The organism is Bradyrhizobium sp. CSA207 (genome assembly GCF_029051685.1).
In the GTDB taxonomy this organism is placed as follows: domain Bacteria; phylum Pseudomonadota; class Alphaproteobacteria; order Rhizobiales; family Xanthobacteraceae; genus Bradyrhizobium.
The window spans coordinates 12,255-31,348 of record NZ_JAACFT010000042.1; the positions used below are offsets into that span (position 1 = coordinate 12,255).

The window sequence follows — 19,094 nt, forward strand, 5'->3', positions numbered from 1 at the left end:
GCCATGCTCGCCGATGAGCGCGGGGTTCGAAGCGGATACTTCGAAGAGGAATTATGGCGGCGAAAACGCGCGCAGCGCGCACCACGCGGACGTCCAGGCGATCGCCTCGGAAGCGATCCGGGGCGGCCGTCAAGGTGCGCAAGCGCAGCACAAGGGTGGTTGAACCGGACGTGGTTCAGGCGGCGCTCGCCGCCTTTGCCCACGAGGTCCGTACCCCCCTGACCGGCATTCTGGCGATCAGCGACCTGCTCGCAACCTCGGACCTCGGGGAGCGGGAGCGACGCTGGGCCGACACCATCAAGGCCGGGGCCGAGCATCTGGCGAGCCTTGCCACTTTGTTTGTGGACGCCGCCCGGACCGAGAACGGCGGCAGCACGCTGCGGCAGGACCTGTTCGACCTGCGGACACTCGCCCGCAGCGCCGGCGATTCGCTTGCCGGGCGCGCCGCGGCCAAGGGCCTCCAGGCCCAGGTCGAGATCTCCGAAAAGCTTCCCGGTCTGGTGGTGGGTGATCCCGTCCGCTTGCGTGCTGCGCTGGAGAACCTGATCGACAATGCTGTAAAATTCACCGACCAGGGGGGCGTGGCGCTTGCAGTCGTACCCTGCCGTCTGGCCAAGAGCAGGGGCAAGGCAAAGGACAAGGCGAAGGATAAGCGCAGGGTCGGCGTCGCCTTCGCGGTGTCCGACAGCGGCATCGGCCTGACCATGGCGGAGATCAAGCGGCTGTTCCGCCCGTTCACCCAGGCTAATGTCACCATTGCTTCGCGCTTCGGCGGCGCCGGCTTGGGGTTATCCTCGGTGAAGCAACTCGCGCGCGCGATGGGCGGCGACATCACCGTCGCGCCGCGGCGCGGCGGCGGCGCCACCTTCACGCTGACGGTGTCGCTCGATGCGGCGGGACCGGTGAGGTCCCGCAAGTCGGCCGACGACGAGGCGGAGGCGGTGTCGGGGCTGCGCGTGCTCAGCGTCGAGGACAATCCGTTCGGCCGCGTCGTGCTCAACACCATTTTGACCGAGCTCGGCCATCATGCAGAGTTCATCGGGCGCGGCGAAGACGCCGTGGACCGGCTTGCGCAGGGCACCTTCGACGCGGTGCTGATGGACATGGTCTTGCCCGGCATCGACGGCGTCGAGGCGATCAGACGAATCCGCACCATGCCGGCGCCACTGGCTCAAATCCCGATCATCGGGGTCTCCGGCCGCGGCGAGGACGAGGCAGCCTCGCGCGAGGCCGGCGCCGATGCCTTCCTGATCAAACCTGTGTCTCCGCGGGCCTTAGCGACTGCGCTGCTTGAAGCGAAACGCCGTGAGGAAGCCGCGACTTGATGATCGCGGCATTGAGCTCGCCGCCGTAAACGAAGATCGCGGCGATGAAATACAAAAACACCAGCGCGATGATCACCGATGCGAGCCCCGCATACATCGTCACGTAGTTATTGGCGAAGCGCGCCAGATATTGTCCGAACACGATACCCGAGATCAGCGACGCCACGATGGTGAAGACGATACCGGGCAGGATCTGGAGGAAGCTGCGCCGTCCCGCCGGCAGCCAGGCATGCAGGATGATCAACGCCACCACCAACGCGCCGACGGTGATGCCGTAGCGCAGCCAGGTGAGGATGCTTTCGTTGGACTCGACGAACAGCGGTATGTGGCGACGCGCCGCCTCGATGAGCAGCGGTCCGAGCACGATCAGGAATGCCATGGCGAGCGCGGTGAAGGCCGCAATCAGCGTGTAGGCGATCGATTCCAGCCGCAGCCAGTACCAGGGCCGCATCTCCACCACCGCGTAGGCGCGGTTGAGCGCGACCCGCAGCGCCTCGACGCCGTTGGAGGCGAAATAGACCGACAGCACCGCGCCGATGGTGAACAGACCGGTGCGGGTCGTGGTCAGCACGTCGTGAACCTCGCCCGAGATCGAATCGGCGACCTGCTTGGGCCAGACCTGGAGCATGAGACTGGCGGCCTGGTCGGCGAGCTCCTTGGAACCGAAGAAGCCCGCAAGCGAGGTCAGCACGATCAGGAACGGGAATAGCGCCATCAACGTCGACAGCGCGATATGACTCGAGATCGCCCAGCCGTCGTCAGCCAGGAACGTGTAGAACGCGTCCATCACGACGACATAGATGTAGCGGATTGCTTTCACGCGCCACCTACACTGCTGCTGTCGCTCGCTCTCCCCGTGCGCGGGGAGAGGGCAACAAGGAAGGCAATTGGCGCAAATCGGAGGTCATTCGCTACCATCTGATATTATTGGCTTAAAAGCCAGATCGGGAACGCGGCGGCCGTTCCCCATGCTCGTCATTCCGGGGGGCGCGTAGCGCGAGCCCGGAATCCATTTCACCACGTGCGATGCGGCTGAATGGATTCCGGGTTCGCGCCACCGGGCCACGCTCCGCGGGCCAGTGGGCGCGCCCCGGAATGACCGGGATTGAGACGATGGCGCATCCGCAAACACGGTGTTATCTACCCCCAATGGCATCTGTCCTGAGTACTTTCATTCTGCCGGTGGCGGCCGGCGCCGTGGCGTTGGTGCTGCTGCTCGGCCTCATCAACATGATGCGCGGCGGCTCGCCCAACACCTCGCAGAAGCTGATGCGCTGGCGCGTGCTGCTTCAGTTCGTGGCGATCGTCATCGCCATGCTCGCAGTCTGGGCGATGGGACGGTAGGGCATGATCCGGACCCGAAGGGCCGCGTTGGCGCAAAGTGCGCAGCGGTTTTCCGAAAAGATCATGCCCTGAGATCAAGGAGTCCATCATGGTCGTGCTCAACCGCATCTATACGAAAACCGGTGACGACGGCTCGACGGCGCTCGGTTCGGGCGAGCGGCGTCCGAAGTATGATTTGCGCATCGAGGCTTATGGCACGGTCGACGAGACCAACGCCGCGATCGGCGTGGTGCGTCTGCATACCCATGACGCGCCCGAACTCGATGCGATGCTCGGCCGGATCCAGAACGATCTGTTCGATCTCGGCGCCGATCTCGCCGTGCCCGAGCGTGAAGGTAAAGCTGAACGGTTGCGGGTGGTGGCGAGCCAGGTCGAGCGGCTCGAGCGCGACATCGACGCGCTCAATGACAAGCTCGCGCCGCTCACATCCTTCGTGCTGCCGGGCGGCACGCCAGCTGCCGCCCACCTACATGTCGCGCGTACGATATGCCGCAGGGCGGAACGCGTGATGGTGGAACTGGCGGCTCGGCCCGGCGAACCGGTCAGCGCGGCTGGCATCCAATACATGAATCGTCTGTCGGATTTCCTGTTCGTGGCAAGTCGGGCCGCCAACCACAATGGTGCTGGCGACGTGCTCTGGGTTCCGGGCCAGAACCGCTGACCCATTGAGCCGGCGCATTTCTGAGAACTAAAATTAGGCCGCTTCGCGCGTTGACCGGGCCGGATCAGGCCTTTAGGTTCCGCGCCAGTTGATAGCCCCCTCCCAAATTGAGTGAAAGAGGATCGATGAAGGTCTTGGTACCGGTAAAGCGGGTGGTCGATTACAACGTCAAGGTCCGCGTCAAGGGCGATGGATCGGGCGTTGAACTCGCCAACGTCAAAATGTCGATGAACCCGTTCGACGAAATCGCGGTCGAGGAAGCGCTGCGCCTGAAGGAAGCCGGCAAGGCCACCGAGGTCGTCGTGGTATCCATCGGACCGGCGCAGGCTTCGGAGACGATCCGCACCGGTCTTGCCATGGGTGCCGACCGCGGCATCCTGGTGAAGGCCGAGGGCATCGTCGAACCGCTCGCGGTCGCCAAGATCCTGAAGAAGGTCGCCGACGAAGAACAGCCGGGCCTGATCATTCTCGGCAAGCAGGCCATCGACGACGACAGCAATCAAACCGGCCAGATGCTGGCCGCGCTGCTCGGATGGTCGCAGGCGACATTCGCCTCCAAGCTCGAGGTCGAAGGCTCCGATTTCACGGTCACCCGCGAAGTCGACGGCGGCCTCCAGACCGTCAAGCTGAAGGGGCCGGCGATCGTCACCACCGATCTGCGTCTCAACGAGCCGCGCTATGCGTCGCTGCCCAACATCATGAAGGCCAAGAAGAAGCCGATTGCGGACAAGACCGCCGCCGACTACGGCGTCGATCTCACCGCGCGCCTCGAAGTTCTCAAGACCACGGAGCCGGCGGGCCGCACGGCCGGCGTCAAGGTCAAGGACGTCGCCGAGCTGGTGTCGAAACTCAAGAACGAAGCCGGGGTGCTCTGATGACGACGCTTCTGATTGCCGAACACGACAATGCGTCGCTGAAGGATGCGACCAACAAGGCCCTGACCGCGGCCGCCGCGCTCGGCGCCGATGTCGAGGTGCTGGTCGCCGGCGAGAACGCTAAGGCCGCGGCGGATGCTGCCGCCAAGCTCGCAGGCGTAAAGAAGGTGCTGCTCGCCGACGGCGCGCTTTACGCGCACGATCTCGCCGAGCCGCTGGCCGCGCTGATCGTCTCGCTGGCGCCCGGCTACGACGCCATCGTCGCGCCCGCGACCTCGCGCTTCAAGAACGTGATGCCGCGCATCGCAGCGCTGCTCGACGTCATGCAGGTCTCGGAGATCACCAAGGTGATCGCCCCCGACACTTATGAGCGTCCGATCTATGCCGGCAACGCGATCCAGACGGTGAAGTCGAAGGACGCCAAGAAGGTCATCACGGTCCGTACCTCGACCTTCGCCGCCGCGGGTGAAGGTGGCAGTGCGCCGGTCGAGAGCGTCGCTGCGGCGGCCGATCCGGGCCTGTCGACCTTCGTCGGCGAGGAAGTCGCCAAGAGCGACCGTCCCGAGCTGACCTCGGCCAAGATCATCGTCTCTGGTGGCCGAGCCATGCAGAGCCGCGAGAACTTTGCCAAATACATCGAGCCGCTCGCCGACAAGCTCGGCGCCGGTGTCGGTGCCTCGCGCGCGGCGGTCGACGCCGGCTATGCGCCGAACGATTGGCAGGTCGGCCAGACCGGCAAGGTGGTGGCCCCCGAGCTCTATGTCGCCGTCGGCATTTCCGGCGCGATCCAGCATCTGGCCGGCATGAAGGACTCCAAGGTGATCGTCGCGATCAACAAGGACGAGGACGCGCCGATCTTCCAGGTCGCCGATTACGGCCTCGTCGCCGACCTCTATCAGGCGGTTCCTGAGCTCACCGAGGCGCTCGGCAAGCTCGGCAAGTAAAAACGGGGTAAAAACACCGGCCGGAGGTGTACACTCCGGCCGGCGTTTCTTTGGCGTGGGGCACGCCGGGGGAGCGATCCAATCTAGGTTTCGAGCCAAGGTTCTGATTAAATCAGGCTTCTGGTAAAATCGGCCCCCCGGCTCAAGGGGATAGGCAGGGCGCGATGTGCGCGCCGTTCCGGTGGATGGCAATATGGCTGCAATAATCAAGAAGGTCGGCGTGATCGGCGCGGGGCAGATGGGCACTGGCATCGCGCATGTCGCGGCGCTTGCCGGCTTCGACGTGGTGCTCAACGACATCTCGGCCGATCGCCTCAAGTCGGGCATGGCCACCATCAACGGCAATCTGGCGCGTCAGGTCTCCAAGAAGGCCGTCACCGAGGAGGCCAAGACCAAGGCCGTTGCGCGCATCGCGCTCGCCGAAAAGCTGGACGACCTCGCCGACTGCGATCTTGTGATCGAGACTGCGGTCGAAAAGGAAGAGGTCAAGCGCAAGATCTTTCACGAGCTCTGCGCGGTGTTGAAGCCGGAGGCGATCGTGGCCTCCGATACCTCCTCGATCTCGATCACCCGGCTCGCCGCCGCCACCGACCGGCCCGAGCGCTTCATCGGCATTCATTTCATGAATCCGGTGCCGCTGATGGAACTGGTCGAGCTGATCCGCGGCATCGCCACCGACGACCACACCTTCGAGGCCTCCAAGGAGTTCGTGGCCAAGCTCGGCAAGCAGGTCGCGGTGTCCGAGGATTTCCCGGCCTTCATCGTCAACCGCATCCTGCTGCCGATGATCAACGAGGCGATCTACACGCTGTATGAAGGCGTCGGCAACGTCGAGGCCATCGACGCGGCGATGAAACTCGGCGCGCACCACCCGATGGGCCCGCTGGAGCTTGCCGATTTCATCGGCCTCGATACCTGTCTTTCCATCATGCAGGTGCTGCATGAGGGGCTGGCGGATTCGAAATATCGCCCGTGCCCGCTGCTGGTGAAATACGTCGAGGCCGGCTGGCTCGGCCGCAAGACCCAGCGCGGCTTCTACGACTACCGCGGCGCCAAGCCGCTTCCGACGCGGTAAGACGCGCTCGTGCCCCGGCCGCTGCGGCCTTTCGTATCCCATTGTGTCCAGGACACGAAGCCGTCCGACCTCTCTACCTCTCGTTAACCGATCGGCCCTAGGGTACCGCCGGTAAGAAGGTTTTGCGTATGGACATGATGGCGATGGTCAGCACCATGCTGGCCGCTCAGCAAGGCGCGCTGCAGTCGAATATCTCGGCGACGCTGATGAAGCAGAACGCGGACGCGGAGAAATCCACTGTCCTGACGCTGCTCGGCGCCGGTCAGCCTTCGCTTGCCAATGTCGCCCCCGGCGTCGGCGGCAATCTCAATATCGCCGCTTAACAATATCTCAGCTTAGTAAGACGCAGCCGCCGGGCTCACCGCGGCCCGGATCAGCTTGAGCGCGTCCTCGCTTGCCCATTCCGCCGGTCCGGCGATGGTCGCGATCTCGCAGCCGTGCGGGTCGACCAACACCGAGGTCGGCATGCCCAGGGCTCGGCCTATCGCCTTAAGGTCCTGAAAAACCTTGGCCTTTTGGTCATTGAAATAGCCGAGCCGGGTTAGATTGGCGTCCTTCAGGAAGTTTTTGGGCTTCTCCGGGTCGCGGGTGTCGATATTGATCGCCACCACCTCGAAATTCGGCCCCGAAAGCTTGCCCTGGAGCTCGTCCAGCGCCGGCATTTCTTTCCGACACGGCACGCACCAGGTGGCCCAGAGGTTCACCAAAAGCGTCTTGCCGCGGAAGTCCGACAGCTTTTTCGGCTTGCCGTCGGCATCCTCGAAGGCGAGGTCCGGCAGCTTCAGGGGCGCGGTCGCCATGGTCAGCGCCGCGACCTCGCCATGGGCGAGCGGGGCGATCCTCGAGGCCGTTGTCACCGCCGCCCGGCAGAGGGGATCGCCGGAGGGCGCCCGGCTCAGGCCCAGCCCGTACAGCGCGGCGAAGGAGGCGAGCCCTCCGACCACCACGGTGGCGATCACGACCGGGATCCGGCGCGTGGCCGACCGTGCTTTCCGTTGGCCGGGCATATCGTTGGGGTCGAGCATATCGTTTGTCATCCGGTCGCAGATATGGCTATCAGAGGCCTCTTAATACGGCTGGCGGCGGCCAGCAAACGTGCGGCACGGGACGCAAGCTAGCGACAGCAGGGCCGCATCCAGCGACAGGCAAGGCGTGAGCAGGGGATCATGAGCAACAAGATGTGGGGCGGCCGGTTCTCGGAACGTCCCGATGAGATCATGGAGGAAATCAATGTCTCCATCGACGTCGATCGTCACCTCTTTGCCCAGGACATTGCCGCGTCCAAGGCCCACGCCGCGATGCTTGCCGCGCAGGGCATCATCACGGCCTCTGATGCGAAAAATATCGGCAAGGGTCTAGACACGATTTTGTCAGAGATCGGCAAGGGCGGCTTCGAATTCAAGCGTGCGCTTGAGGACATTCACATGAATGTCGAGAGCCGGCTGTCCGAGCTGATCGGCCCGGCCGCCGGCCGTCTGCACACGGCGCGCTCGCGCAACGACCAGGTCGCGACCGATTTCCGTCTCTACGTCCGCGATGTGCTCGACGAGACCGACGCCGCGCTCGCCGCGTTCCAGCACGCGCTGGTGCAACGCGCGCTCGAGCATGCCGCAACAGTCATGCCCGGCTTCACGCATCTGCAGACCGCGCAGCCCGTCACCTTCGGCCATCATCTGCTCGCCTATGTCGAGATGGCCGCGCGCGACCGCGGCCGTTTCCAGGACGCGCGCAAGCGGCTGAACGAATCCCCGCTCGGCGCCGCCGCGCTCGCCGGCACCTCGTTCCCGATCGACCGCCACGCCACCGCCAAGGCGCTCGGCTTTGACCGGCCGATGGCGAACTCGCTCGATGCGGTCTCCGACCGCGACTTCGTGCTGGAGACCTTGTCGGGGGCCGCGATCTGCGCGGTGCACATGTCGCGTTTTGCCGAAGAGATCGTGATCTGGACCTCGCCGCTGGTCGGCATGATCCGCCTCAGCGACAAGTTCACGACCGGTTCCTCGATCATGCCGCAGAAGCGCAACCCGGATGCCGCCGAGCTGGTGCGCGCCAAGACCGGCCGCGTCATTGGTGCGCTCAACGGTCTCCTGATCGTGATGAAGGGCCTGCCGCTCGCCTATCAAAAGGACATGCAGGAGGACAAGCAGGGCGCCATGGAGGGCTTTGCCGCGCTGTCGCTCGCGATCCGCGCCATGACCGGCATGGTCCGCGATCTCGTGCCCGACGAGGCCAAGATGAAGCTTGCCGCCGGCGAGGGTTACGCCACCGCGACTGATCTTGCCGACTGGCTGGTGCGGACGCTGAAAATGCCGTTCCGCGAGGCCCATCACGTCACCGGCCGCATCGTCGCCAAGGCCGCCGAGGGCGGCGTGGCGCTGCACGACCTGCCGCTCGAGCAGATGCAGGCGATCGAGCCTGACATCACCAAGGACGTGCTCGGCGTGCTCTCGGTCGAATCGTCGGTGAAGAGCCGCACCAGCTTCGGCGGCACCGCGCCGAAGAACGTGGCGGCGCAGGCCAAGGCCTGGCTGAGGCGGCTGGAAAAAGAGCGAAAATTGGGCTGAGGGCAAAATTTCGCTTATGTTTCATGGTGATCCGGCTCTCGCCAGAGTGCGCCAATCTCTGTATGGTGCGGCCGCGTAATGGGGATTTCGTCGTGACGTCAAAGTTTCGCCCGGCCGGTTCGGGGTGGGCCATCATTGTCCTTAGCCTGAGTGCGCTGGCGCTTGCCGGCTGCGGCCGCAAGGGCCCGCTCGATCTGCCGCCGACCGCCTCCAGCGCGTCCACGGCCAATGTGGCCGGGCCGACCGACACCGAGATCGAAGCCCAGAGGACGCCGAGCGTGTTCAATCCCACCTATGGCGCGGACGCCCCGCCGGCGGCGGCCAAGGGCAAAAAGAAATCCTTTATCCTCGACCCGCTCCTGGACGAAAGACCCAGCCGGTAGGCTGGGGTAGCTGAGCCAACGCCATGAACCATTTCGACTACCGCAACGGCGTGCTGCACGCCGAGGCGGTGAACCTGTCCGAGCTCGCCGCGGCCGTCGGCACGCCGTTCTATTGCTATTCGACCGCGACGCTGGAGCGCCATTACCGCGTCTTCACCGACGCCTTCGCCGGCGAGAAGGTGCTGGTCTGCTACGCCATGAAGGCGAACTCCAACCAGTCGGTGCTGCGCACGCTGGCCAAGCTCGGCGCCGGCGCCGACGTGGTCTCCGGCGGCGAATTGAAGCGCGCGCTGGCCGCCGGCATCCCTGCAGGCAAGATACTGTTCTCCGGCGTCGGCAAGACGGAAGAAGAGCTGCGCGCGGCGCTGGCCGCCGACATCCTCTGTCTCAACGTCGAATCCGAGCCTGAGCTGGAGCTGCTGTCGCGGCTTGCGAGCGAGATGGGCAAGACCGCGCGCATCTCGGTGCGCGTCAATCCGGACGTCGATGCCGGTACGCACGCAAAGATCTCCACCGGCAAGTCCGAGAACAAGTTCGGCATTCCGATCGCCTATGCCCGCGAGGTCTATGCGCGCGCGGCAAAGCTCCCCGGCATCGCGGTGACCGGCACCGACGTGCATATCGGCAGCCAGATCACGGACCTCTCCAAGATGGAGACCGCGTTCCGCATCCTCTCCGAGTTCGTGCAGACGCTGCGTGCCGACGGCCACAACATCTCGCATGTCGATTTCGGCGGCGGCCTCGGCATTCCCTATTACATGGACCGCGAGGCGCCGCCGGCGCCCGATGCTTATGCTGCGATGGTCAAGCGTGTCAGCCACAATCTCGGCTGCACGCTGATGTTCGAGCCGGGCCGGATGATCGTCGGCAATGCCGGCATCCTGGTTGCGAAGGTGATCTACGTGAAGCACGGCGACGGCAAGAATTTCGTCATCATCGACGCCGCTATGAACGATCTGATCCGCCCGACGCTGTACGAGGCCCATCACGATATTTTGCCGGTGACGCAGCCGGCGAGGGGCGCAGCCACGATCACGGCCGACGTCGTCGGCCCGGTCTGCGAGACCGGCGACTACCTTGCGCTCGACCGCACGCTGCCGACGCCCAAGCCCGGCGATCTCCTCGCCATCATGACCGCCGGCGCCTATGGCGCGGTGCAGGCCGGCACCTACAATACGAGGGCGCTGGTGCCGGAAGTGCTGGTGAAGGGCGATCGGTACGCAGTGGTACGTCCGCGCGTCGAAGTTGAGCAGCTGATCGCGATGGACACGCCGGCGCCGTGGCTGTGAGGCTCGATCGCACCGGCGGCACCCTGCGACGATGAGCGCAGGCATTGCTCGCGCTCATCCAGCCGGGCTGTCGACCGCGCCTACCTCTTGAACCGGTCCCTGATCGCGGCGAGGCCGGAATCGTAGACGGCGTTGAGGGCATCGACTGCTTCCTTTTCCTTGCCAGGGTCAGGCGTGTAGGTGCCGGTCCAGGTCACCACCGACACGCCTTCCCCCCTTGCCGTAACCTTGATGGTCGACTTGTACTGGCTCACCGGCAGCGGGCTCGACAGGAACGCGTAGGAATAGCTGTAGCCCCTGTCGTCACGCGCGATCTGCGACTCGACGAAGGAGGCCTTGCCGTCCTTGGTGACGAGCGTCCGGGTCGGCGGCGATTTGCCGTCCTCGATGCACTGACCGACCGGCGGCAGCCAGTCCTTGATCGCGCAGAACGGGCCGATGACGGACCACACCTCAGCGGCGGCGCCGCTGACCTCGATGCTGTGCGTCAGGTTGGCTGCGGAAGCCGGAACGACGCCGGCGCCGAGAACGATGGCGCATTTCATGGCGTTGCTCAGCGAGGCGAGGAATCTGGAAGGGGTTGCATCGTCTTTCTTCATTCAAATCTCCTACATTTGACAGGCGGTACCGCGGCGGGCCGCCTTGCTTACAATGCCGGTTCGGATAGACGCCGCCCGCGGTCCGCGGCCAGTTCAGAGAATGAATCGAGCCTGATACAGAAACTGAACTAGGAAGCCGCGCGCGCCGGCCCTAAGGTCCCGGCTCTCTCTTGTCTCGGAGGCCCGCATGACCATCGGCAGCTACAGGCAGTTCTGTCCGGTCGCGATGGCGGCCGAGATATTGTGTACGCGGTGGACCATCGTGCTGCTCCGCGAACTCATTGCCGGTTCGACTCGTTTCAACGAGCTGCGCCGCGGTGTTCCGCGTATGTCACCTGCGTTGCTCTCGCAGCGGCTGAAAGAGCTCGAAGCAGCCGGCATCGTCATGCGTCGATCGTCGGCTTCCGAGCGTGGAGTGCTCGAATATCAGCTGACGGCGGCTGGGCGCGAACTCGGCCCGATCGTCGAGGCGTTCGGCGTCTGGGGCCAGCGCCGTATCGAATCGCATCTGTCGCTTCAGCATCTCGACGTCCAGCTGCTGATGTGGGACATGCGGCGAAATCTGAATACGACGCCTATGCCGAGCCGCCGCAGCGTCCTGCAGTTCGCCTATCCCGAGTTGCCCGCCACGCAGCGCCTGTGGTGGCTGATCGTCGACCCCAACGAGAGTGTCGATCTTTGCTCCATCGATCCGGGTTTCGAGGTCGATCTCTACGTATCGGTCGATCTGCGCACGATGACGGCCATCTGGATGGGGCTCGAAACCGTACGCGCTGCCGTTGCCAGCCAACGGATGCTGCTCACCGGTGACCGGCAGCTTGCCGCTGCCATTCAAAGCTGGCTGGGGCTCAGCCCGTTCGCCAAGGAACGCAAGCTGGCAAGCTGACGGACGCCGGCTCGATTCAATATCTGTATCGCCGCGCTACAGTTCTCGTACTGGTCCGCCGCCGCCGTGTTCTGGCACATCGGTGCCATCCCCCACGCCAATGAGGCAGGGGCAGACATCGAGACAGGAGACACGGCATGACAGCCTATCTGATCGCAGACATCAAAGTGACCGACGGAAAGTGGGTGCCGGACTATGCGGCCTCCGTTCACGACCTCGTGCACAAGCACGGTGGCAAGTACCTCTCGCGCAGCGGCAATGTGAAGACGCTGGAAGGCGCGCCGCTCGACACTTCGCTGATTGCGATCATGTCGTTTCCCTCGGCGAAGGCGGCGGAATCCTTCGTTGCCGACCCCGCCTATGGCCGCTTTGCGGCGGCGCGCCGGAGCGGTAGCGACAGCCGTTTCCAGCTCATCGACGATACCGATTTGGCCGGCACGATCCCTTATCTCGCCAAGGCTTGAACTGCGTCTCGGCAGGAACTCGGACCCGGCCGCAGGCGCAGATTGTGCCCGGCCGACACAGGAGATTGGAATGAACGATTCACTCGCCGGCGCCGGCCCGCTTCGCATGTTTTTCGTGGCTTGCAGCGTGGTCTTTCTGGTCGGACTTTCCGGCGCCGCCTCGGCCCGGGTCACGCGGTGCGACATCACCTGGGTCAGCTGCAACAACACCGCTGCGAAATGCTCGAGTGACAGGCGTTGCATGCGCAGGTGCGATGAGAAGTACATCAAGTGCAGCGGCGGCGCCGCCTCCCTGCAATTAGGTCAGCCGATCAACCTCGTAGAACTCGGCAGACGCCGCTCGTAGCAGTTGTGCGTTCACCACCGTAGATCGACCCGACGAAGACAACGCAGCGCCGGTCACCGGCGCTGCGTTATCCTGTTGGCGCTAGCTGCGGGCGGTTTGCGCACCCACCACCACTCCCGCCTTTTTCTCGATCGGCTTGATCGCCGCGGTGAAATCGGAGTCGGCGCCCTCCGTGCTGATCACGGTCTCCCACAACCGCCCGACCGCGTCGGCTACCTCCATCGACAGGCCGAGCTGTTTCATCTCCTCCAGCGCCAGCCGCACGTCCTTCACCATCAATCCGGTAGCGAAGCCGAAGTCGAAGCTGCGCGGCAGCACGGCGCGCGGAAACTTGTCGCGGCTCGCGGTGTTCATGCCGGAGCCGGCATTGATGACGTCGATCATCACGGCGGGATCGAGCCCGGCCTTGACGCCCATCACGACGGCTTCCGACGTTGCCACGATCGCGGTGGCCGACAAAAAATTGTTGGCGAGCTTCATGGTCTGCGCCGCGCCCGGCTTCTCGCCGATGAAGAACACCTTTCCGATCACGTCCAGCGCCGGCTTCAGCCGCTCGAATTCCGCCTTGGGCCCGGACACCATCACCGCCAGCGTGCCCTTCTCCGCGCCGCCGACGCCGCCGGACACCGGGCTGTCGATCTGCACGATGCCGCGCTTGGCCAACAGACCATGGATCTTCGATGCCATCTGCGAGCCGACGGTCGAAAGGTCGACGAAGCGCTTGACGGATTTGCCCTCGATCACGCCGTTCGCGCCGGTCGCGACCTCGAGCGAAGCCGGCAGCGACGGCAGGCTCGCCATCACCGTCTCGACCCGGTCGGCAACGTCCTTCGGCGACGTCGCAGCCAGCCCGCCGCGCGCGACCAGCTTGTCGACGGCCTCCTTGCGCGTGTCGAACACGACGAGGCGATTTCCAGCCTCGATCAACCGCCGCGCCATCGGGAAACCCATGTTTCCGAGGCCGATGAATCCGATGTCCATGGTGTTTCCTCCCCGTCGTCATTGCGAGGAGCGAAGCGAGGAAGCAATCCAGGAATGTTTCCGCGGAGGGATTCTGGATTGCTTCGCTTCGCTCGCAATGACGGAGCAATGCGTTGAAAACTATTTGTTGAGCTTAGGCTTTGTCGATCTCCGCGAACACCTCGCGCGCGATCCGAAAGCTGTCGACCGCGGCCGGCATCCCGCCATAGATCGCGACCTGCATCAGGATCTCGCGGATTTCGTCGCGGCTGACGCCGTTGGTTAGCGCGCCCTTCAGATGCGCACGGAATTCGTGCTGGCGGTTGAGGATCGCAATCATCGCGATGTTGAGCATGCTGCGGGTCTTGCGCGGCAGTTCCTCGCGGCCCCACACCGTGCCCCAGCAATATTCGTTCAGCATCTCCTGGAACGGACGGTTGAAGTCGTCGACGTTCTTCAGGCTGTTGTTGACATAGGCCTCGCCCAGCACCGCTTTGCGGACTTCCAGGCCCTTGTCGTGCATCTTCTTGTCCATGGCGTTTCCCTTATTCCCTTGCGTTTCCCTTGGATGGGGGCGCGGAAATTACGGGGTTGCGCCGGGGCAGTCACGTCCTCGTGTTATGCGGGAAAAGGGGTGTCTCCCGTACAGGAACGGATGCCTCAGTGCTGCCGTTGTGATAGGCTTCACTCTACCGGGCAACCTGGAGAGCTGATTGAACGGCGTCACCCCCGACCCGTCAGACCCGATCCGCGACGGCAACGCTTTGTCGCGGCTGAAGCTGGCGCAGGCCCTCGATCGGGCCACTTATGCCATCGCGTGGGAGCGTGCCTGGCCACATTTGGCGCGGCTTCTGACCGTTGCCGGCCTGTTCCTGGTGGTGTCCTGGGCCGGTCTTTGGCTGGCGCTGCCGTTCATCGCCCGCGCCATCGGTCTCGTTGTTTTCGCCGGATTCGCCGCCGCCGCCGCGTTTCCGCTGCTTGGTTTTCGCTGGCCGCGCCGAGAGCAGGCGCTCGCCCGGCTGGACCGGGGCTCCGGCATCCGTCACCGCCCCGCCACCACGCTCGCGGACACGTTGACCTCGCAGGACCCGATCGCGCAGGCGCTGTGGCAGGCGCAGCGTGAACGCACGCTGGCCTCGCTCAAGCGCATCCGCGCCGGTCTGCCGCACCCGCGGCTCGCGCTGAGCGATCCCTGGGCGCTGCGCGCGGCGGTGATGGTGATGCTGGTTGCGACCTTCTTCGCCGCTGGCGACGAGCGCGCGATGCGCCTGGGCGCTGCCTTTGACTGGAACGGCGTGCTGGCGCCGGCCAACATTCGCGTCGATGCCTGGGTCACGCCGCCGCTCTACACCGGCAAGCCGCCGGTCATCCTGTCGGCCGCCAACAAGGAGGCCGCGGCGCTTCCCGCCAGCGGCCCGCTCGCCGTTCCCACCGGCTCGACCCTGATCGTGCGCTCCTCCGGCGGCAGCCTGGATGTGACCGTCTCCGGCGGCCTCAAGGAGGTCGCCCCCACCGAGGCTGCGCCCAAGGGCACCAACGAGAAGCATTTTGCCATCACCGGCGACGGCACCGCCCACGTCCGCGCGCCCTCGGGCCAGCCGCAATGGGCCTTCACGGCAACCCCGGACCGCGCGCCGACGATCGCGCTTGCCAAGGATCCGGAGCGCCAGGCCCGCGGCGCGCTCCAGCTCTCCTACAAGATCGAGGACGATTACGGCGTCACCGGCGCCGAAGCGCAAATTGCCCTGCGCCCCGCCGACGGCAAGCCTGCTGATACCAAGCCGGCCGGCACCAAGGACGGCAGCAAGAACGCAGAGACCAAGGCCGCCGCGCGGCCGCTGTTCCAGCCGCCGCAATTCCCGCTCGTGCTGCCGAACGCGCGCACCCGCAACGGCCTCGGCCAGACGGTGAAGGACCTCAGCGAGGACCCCTATGCCGGCGCCGACGTGACGCTGACGCTGACTGCCAAGGACGAGGCCGGCAACGAGGCGAGGAGCGATCCCTTCAACATGCGCCTGCCCGAGCGGCTCTTCACCAACTCGCTCGCACGGGCTCTGATCGAGCAGCGCCGCATCCTTGCGCTCGACGCCAACAAGAATTCCGACGTCTACGCGGCACTCGACGCGCTGATGATTGCGCCTGAGTTGTTCACGCCGGATGCCGGCTGCTATCTCGGCCTGCGCAGCCTGGCGCTTCAGCTCGAAGCGGCCCGCACCGATGACGCGCTGCGCGATGTCGTGGGGAGCATGTGGGCGTTCGCGGTCACCATCGAGGACGATGGTGTCGCCGGCAGCGTCAACGCCGCGCTGCGCTCGGCGCAGGATGCGCTCAAGCAGGCGCTCGAACGCGGTGCCAGCGAGGACGAGATCAAGGCGCTGACGCGAAAACTGCGCGAGGCGATGGCTGGAAAGGTGCGGGACGTCGCCCGGCGCGCCGAGCAAAATCCGCTTGGACCCCGGCAGCCCTTCCCCGCGGAGGTCCAGCTCATTCTCGACAAGGCGGTGGAGCTGCGACAGAAGACCCAGAATGCCACGCCGGCGCAGCTCGAGGAGCTCGCGCAGCAGCAGGACGCCTTGCGCCAGCAACTTCAGGCCTATCGGAAGTCGGCGAACAACCGGGCGAAGGCGCCGGAGGACGGGCCCAATCAATTTACGCGAGACCGGAAATGCGGAAGCTAGCGCGCGTGCCAGTCTTGCAGGCGATGTCGATCGCCTGCCTTGCTCTCCTGTTGGGAGGCCTCCCGGCCGTCGCCGCCCAGCAGGATCAGGATCCTGATGCACTGCTCGATGGCGCGGAAAAGGCGATGCAGGATGCCGGCGACAGCCTCCGGCAGAAGGAGTCCGGGCGCAGCCTGAACAATCAGTCCGACGCCATTCAGAAGCTCGAGGAATACAAGCGGGCGACGGAAAGAAGCCAGTCGTCCAACCGCGATCGCTCCGTCATCACCCAGCGCGATCTGGACGAGATGGTGAAGCAGATCGAGAAGCTGGCGCGCGAGGGCAATCGCGAGGCGGCCCAGCGCATGCTCGAGCAACTGGCGCAGATCATGGAAAATCTCCAGATGGCGCAGCCCGGGCAATCCGGCGACAGCGACATGGAGCAGGCGCTCAACGAGCTCAGCGACATGATCCGCAAGCAGCAGCAATTGCGCGACAAGACCTACAAGCAGGGCCAGGACTCCCGGCGTGACCGCTCGCGCGGCAAGCAGCAGGGCGACCAGTCGATGTCCGACCTCCAGCAGGACCAGCAGTCGCTGCGCGACCGCTTGAAGAAGCTGCAGGACGAGCTCGCCAAGCGCGGCCTCGCCCAGAAAGGGCAGAAGGGTCAGAAAGGGCAGCAGGGTCAGCAAGGCGACCAGGGACAGCCCGGCCAGAACGGCGATCAGGACGGTGACCAGGGCGACGACGATGGTGGCCTCGATGCGGCCGACGGCGCCATGGGCGATGCCGGCTCCAAGCTCGGTGAGGGCAATGCCGAGGGCGCCGTGGACTCGCAAGGAAAGGCGCTCGACGCGCTGCGCAAGGGCGCGCAGAAGATGGCCGAGGCGATGCAGCAGGGCGATGGCGATGGTCAGGGCGACGGTCCCGGCAATCGCGCGGGTCGCCAGCAGAGCGGCGGCAATCAGACCGATCCGCTCGGCCGGCCCCTCCATGGCCGCGAGTTCGGCGACGACTACACGGTCAAGATCCCCGGCGAGATCGACGCCCAGCGCGTCCGCCGCATCCTCGAAGAGCTCCGCCGCCGCCTCGGCGACACCTCGCGTCCGCAGATCGAGCTCGACTACATCGAGCGGCTGCTGAAGGATTTTTGAGGGGCGGAGACATCGCGTGAACCTCGCGCTGACGGGATTGAGGCAACCTCTCACCCCAATCTCGGCTATCGCCCGACTTGATCGGGCGATCCAGTATTCCGGAGACGGCAGTGATTGAATCGTGAGGCCGCGGCGTACTGGATGCCCCGGTCAAGCCGGGGCATGACAGCGGAATACGTCGAGCCGCTACCCCTTCTTCGCCGCCAGCGCATCCGCTACCGCCGTGCGGATGTCGGCGACCGAGAACGGCTTGGTCACGACGTCATGCACCAGCGCATTCAGGTTCGAGGCGCGCTCGCGCTGGTCGGCATAGCCGGTCATCAGCAGGATGGTCAGGTCTGGGAAGTCGCGCGCGGCGGAGAGCGCCAGCGCGATGCCGTCCATCACCGGCATCTGGATATCGGTGAGCAGCAGGTCGAACGCGCCGTCCTCGCGGGTCAGGATCTCCAGCGCCTCGGCGCCGTCCTGCGCGGTGACCGTTTCATGACCGTCCATGGCAATGGCGCGCGCGACCAGCGTGCGCATGGACTCCTCGTCGTCGGCGATCAAGACTTTGGGCATGAGACTAACCTTGGGACCAACCTCCAACGCGGGACCCGGCGGGCTGATTATACGCTGCCGCCGGCAATGTCGCGCCGGTTGAAGAAGCGAACATCGATATTGCGGCCCTCCGGCGGCGGCGAGGCCAGGCGCGACCTGAAGAAGGCGCGCTCGCCGGGCCGGAGCACGGTCTGTTCCAGCACCGTATTCCAGGCATAGATTTCGGCGCCTTGCGCATCGCGCACCGCAAATCGCAAGCGCGGGATATCGAGTGTTTTCTTGCCTTCGCCGACGATCACGCCTTCGATCACCAGCACCTGCTTACCGTCCACGGTCTCGCTCGAGAGCTTGACGTCCTTGAAGGCCAGCCCGCGCAGGTTCACGTCAAACCCGACCATCTTGTAGAACGCCGCCGACTGCGGCAGCAGCCGCACCATGTCGCCGCGCCAGATCACCAGAGCCAGCACCAGGGCGCCCATGGCGGCGCAGGCGGTCGGCAGGCTGAAATGGGATTTTCGCGGGGCACTGGTCGCGGCCTTGCGGCTGACCTGCGCTCCGCGGCGGGGAAACAGGCCACGGAACCATGATTGGTGCTGTGCGCCGACGCCATCTTGCTCCTCGACAGCGCGGGCGGCTGCCGCCCAGTCGTCGTCGGTTTCGTTCTCCGTTGGCCAATCGCTGGCGATCGAGGGGCTCTCGACCACCGGAGTGTCGCCTGCACCGTCGTCCTTGGCGTAGGAGTTCCATTGCTCGGCGAGGTCGGCCTGGTCGTCGGTCCGGCTGGCCGCGGCCATGGCCGGAACGGATGCCTCCTCGATGGCATCGTCCGGATGTGCCATCCAGGTCTCCTTGCAACGGGAGCAGCGGACGGTACGCCCGTTTGCGCCGAGGCTCGCAAGCTTGATGGCGTAGGATGTCGTACAATGGGGGCAGACGATGTGCATGGACGACGAGCCTTGGTGCATGGACGAGTCTTGGGTCAATCCTGGCGATGCCGGTCGTGCGAAACCGGGCGCCAGGGACGCTAG

At 65.2% G+C, this 19,094-nt stretch carries 22 protein-coding genes; 15 read left to right on the top strand and 7 right to left on the bottom strand.

Annotated features, from left to right (window positions below; genetic code table 11):
- The first annotated feature begins 53 nt into the window (after nucleotides 1-53).
- On the top strand, nucleotides 54-1,325 hold the full coding sequence (locus GWG65_RS34235) for an ATP-binding protein (RefSeq protein ID WP_275199844.1): 1,272 nt from the start codon (nucleotides 54-56) through the stop codon (nucleotides 1,323-1,325).
- On the opposite strand, the gene GWG65_RS34240 is transcribed toward GWG65_RS34235, so the two are convergent.
- Nucleotides 1,252-2,145, bottom strand: coding sequence for a YihY/virulence factor BrkB family protein (locus GWG65_RS34240; protein WP_275199845.1), 894 nt, complete (start codon nucleotides 2,143-2,145; stop codon nucleotides 1,252-1,254). The genes GWG65_RS34235 and GWG65_RS34240 overlap by 74 nt on opposite strands.
- Nucleotides 2,146-2,474: 329 nt before the next feature.
- Between GWG65_RS34240 and GWG65_RS34245 the strand changes: the two genes are divergently transcribed.
- The 6 genes from GWG65_RS34245 (at nucleotide 2,475) to GWG65_RS34270 (ending at nucleotide 6,547) form a co-directional block, all read left to right on the top strand.
- The gene (locus GWG65_RS34245) at nucleotides 2,475-2,669 is read left to right on the top strand and encodes a twin transmembrane helix small protein (RefSeq protein WP_275199846.1); all 195 of its coding nucleotides are present in this window, start codon (nucleotides 2,475-2,477) and stop codon (nucleotides 2,667-2,669) included.
- An 88-nt stretch (nucleotides 2,670-2,757) separates the two neighbouring features.
- Nucleotides 2,758-3,330 carry a cob(I)yrinic acid a,c-diamide adenosyltransferase gene (locus GWG65_RS34250; protein WP_275199847.1) on the top strand — a complete coding sequence of 191 codons (573 nt, stop codon included), beginning with the start codon at nucleotides 2,758-2,760 and terminating at the stop codon, nucleotides 3,328-3,330.
- 125 nt (nucleotides 3,331-3,455) lie between these two features.
- Nucleotides 3,456-4,205, top strand: a complete 750-nt coding sequence (locus tag GWG65_RS34255; RefSeq protein ID WP_275199848.1) for an electron transfer flavoprotein subunit beta/FixA family protein — start codon at nucleotides 3,456-3,458, stop codon at nucleotides 4,203-4,205.
- Entirely contained in the window at nucleotides 4,205-5,149 is a 945-nt protein-coding gene (locus tag GWG65_RS34260; protein ID WP_275199849.1) for an FAD-binding protein, read from the top strand. The genes GWG65_RS34255 and GWG65_RS34260 overlap by 1 nt, the downstream gene beginning before the upstream one ends.
- A gap of 193 nt (nucleotides 5,150-5,342) precedes the next feature.
- A complete protein-coding gene (locus tag GWG65_RS34265) occupies nucleotides 5,343-6,224 on the top strand; it encodes a 3-hydroxybutyryl-CoA dehydrogenase (protein WP_275199850.1) in 882 nt (293 codons plus the stop codon).
- Between the two features lie 128 nt (nucleotides 6,225-6,352).
- On the top strand, nucleotides 6,353-6,547 hold the full coding sequence (locus GWG65_RS34270; protein WP_275199851.1) for a hypothetical protein: 195 nt from the start codon (nucleotides 6,353-6,355) through the stop codon (nucleotides 6,545-6,547).
- Nucleotides 6,548-6,559: 12 nt separating this feature from the next.
- On the opposite strand, the gene GWG65_RS34275 is transcribed toward GWG65_RS34270, so the two are convergent.
- Nucleotides 6,560-7,261, bottom strand: coding sequence for a TlpA disulfide reductase family protein (locus GWG65_RS34275; RefSeq protein ID WP_275199852.1), 702 nt, complete (start codon nucleotides 7,259-7,261; stop codon nucleotides 6,560-6,562).
- Between the two features lie 129 nt (nucleotides 7,262-7,390).
- On the opposite strand from GWG65_RS34275, the gene argH reads away from it, so the two are divergent.
- The 3 genes from argH to lysA all read left to right on the top strand — a co-directional run bounded on the left by argH (nucleotide 7,391) and on the right by lysA (nucleotide 10,460).
- Nucleotides 7,391-8,788, top strand: coding sequence for an argininosuccinate lyase (gene argH, locus GWG65_RS34280; RefSeq protein WP_275199853.1), 1,398 nt, complete (start codon nucleotides 7,391-7,393; stop codon nucleotides 8,786-8,788).
- 92 nt (nucleotides 8,789-8,880) lie between these two features.
- Nucleotides 8,881-9,171 (top strand): lipoprotein, encoded by a 291-nt coding sequence (locus GWG65_RS34285; protein WP_148738130.1) that lies wholly within the window; start codon nucleotides 8,881-8,883, stop codon nucleotides 9,169-9,171.
- Nucleotides 9,172-9,194: 23 nt separating this feature from the next.
- Nucleotides 9,195-10,460: a diaminopimelate decarboxylase gene (gene lysA / locus GWG65_RS34290; RefSeq protein ID WP_275199854.1), complete on the top strand. Its 1,266-nt coding sequence runs from the start codon at nucleotides 9,195-9,197 to the stop codon at nucleotides 10,458-10,460.
- A gap of 80 nt (nucleotides 10,461-10,540) precedes the next feature.
- On the opposite strand, the gene GWG65_RS34295 is transcribed toward lysA, so the two are convergent.
- A complete protein-coding gene (locus tag GWG65_RS34295; protein WP_275199855.1) occupies nucleotides 10,541-11,059 on the bottom strand; it encodes an SRPBCC family protein in 519 nt (172 codons plus the stop codon).
- Between the two features lie 187 nt (nucleotides 11,060-11,246).
- Between GWG65_RS34295 and GWG65_RS34300 the strand changes: the two genes are divergently transcribed.
- From GWG65_RS34300 to GWG65_RS34310, 3 genes are all read left to right on the top strand, one after another.
- A complete protein-coding gene (locus GWG65_RS34300) occupies nucleotides 11,247-11,945 on the top strand; it encodes a helix-turn-helix domain-containing protein (RefSeq protein WP_275199856.1) in 699 nt (232 codons plus the stop codon).
- Nucleotides 11,946-12,082: 137 nt separating this feature from the next.
- Entirely contained in the window at nucleotides 12,083-12,409 is a 327-nt protein-coding gene (locus GWG65_RS34305) for a DUF1330 domain-containing protein (protein ID WP_247382674.1), read from the top strand.
- 70 nt (nucleotides 12,410-12,479) lie between these two features.
- Nucleotides 12,480-12,755 (top strand): hypothetical protein, encoded by a 276-nt coding sequence (locus GWG65_RS34310; protein ID WP_275199857.1) that lies wholly within the window; start codon nucleotides 12,480-12,482, stop codon nucleotides 12,753-12,755.
- Nucleotides 12,756-12,836: 81 nt separating this feature from the next.
- Here GWG65_RS34310 and GWG65_RS34315 read toward each other — a convergent pair whose 3' ends face one another.
- Together GWG65_RS34315 and GWG65_RS34320 are read right to left on the bottom strand one after the other, a co-directional pair.
- Nucleotides 12,837-13,736 carry an NAD(P)-dependent oxidoreductase gene (locus tag GWG65_RS34315; RefSeq protein ID WP_275199858.1) on the bottom strand — a complete coding sequence of 300 codons (900 nt, stop codon included), beginning with the start codon at nucleotides 13,734-13,736 and terminating at the stop codon, nucleotides 12,837-12,839.
- A 133-nt stretch (nucleotides 13,737-13,869) separates the two neighbouring features.
- Entirely contained in the window at nucleotides 13,870-14,250 is a 381-nt protein-coding gene (locus GWG65_RS34320) for a carboxymuconolactone decarboxylase family protein (protein ID WP_275199859.1), read from the bottom strand.
- Nucleotides 14,251-14,428: 178 nt separating this feature from the next.
- Here GWG65_RS34320 and GWG65_RS34325 point away from each other — a divergent pair, with 178 nt between their 5' ends.
- On the top strand, nucleotides 14,429-16,393 hold the full coding sequence (locus GWG65_RS34325; RefSeq protein ID WP_275199860.1) for a TIGR02302 family protein: 1,965 nt from the start codon (nucleotides 14,429-14,431) through the stop codon (nucleotides 16,391-16,393).
- Nucleotides 16,381-17,526, top strand: a complete 1,146-nt coding sequence (locus GWG65_RS34330) for a DUF4175 family protein (RefSeq protein ID WP_275199861.1) — start codon at nucleotides 16,381-16,383, stop codon at nucleotides 17,524-17,526. Before GWG65_RS34325 ends, GWG65_RS34330 begins: the two co-directional genes overlap by 13 nt.
- 186 nt (nucleotides 17,527-17,712) lie before the next feature.
- Here the strand turns inward: GWG65_RS34330 and GWG65_RS34335 are convergent, their stop codons facing one another.
- Complete coding sequence (locus GWG65_RS34335; RefSeq protein ID WP_275199862.1) at nucleotides 17,713-18,087, bottom strand: response regulator; 375 nt, start codon at nucleotides 18,085-18,087, stop codon at nucleotides 17,713-17,715.
- Between the two features lie 47 nt (nucleotides 18,088-18,134).
- Nucleotides 18,135-19,010 carry an MJ0042-type zinc finger domain-containing protein gene (locus GWG65_RS34340; RefSeq protein ID WP_275199863.1) on the bottom strand — a complete coding sequence of 292 codons (876 nt, stop codon included), beginning with the start codon at nucleotides 19,008-19,010 and terminating at the stop codon, nucleotides 18,135-18,137.
- Nucleotides 19,011-19,094: the final 84 nt, after the last annotated feature.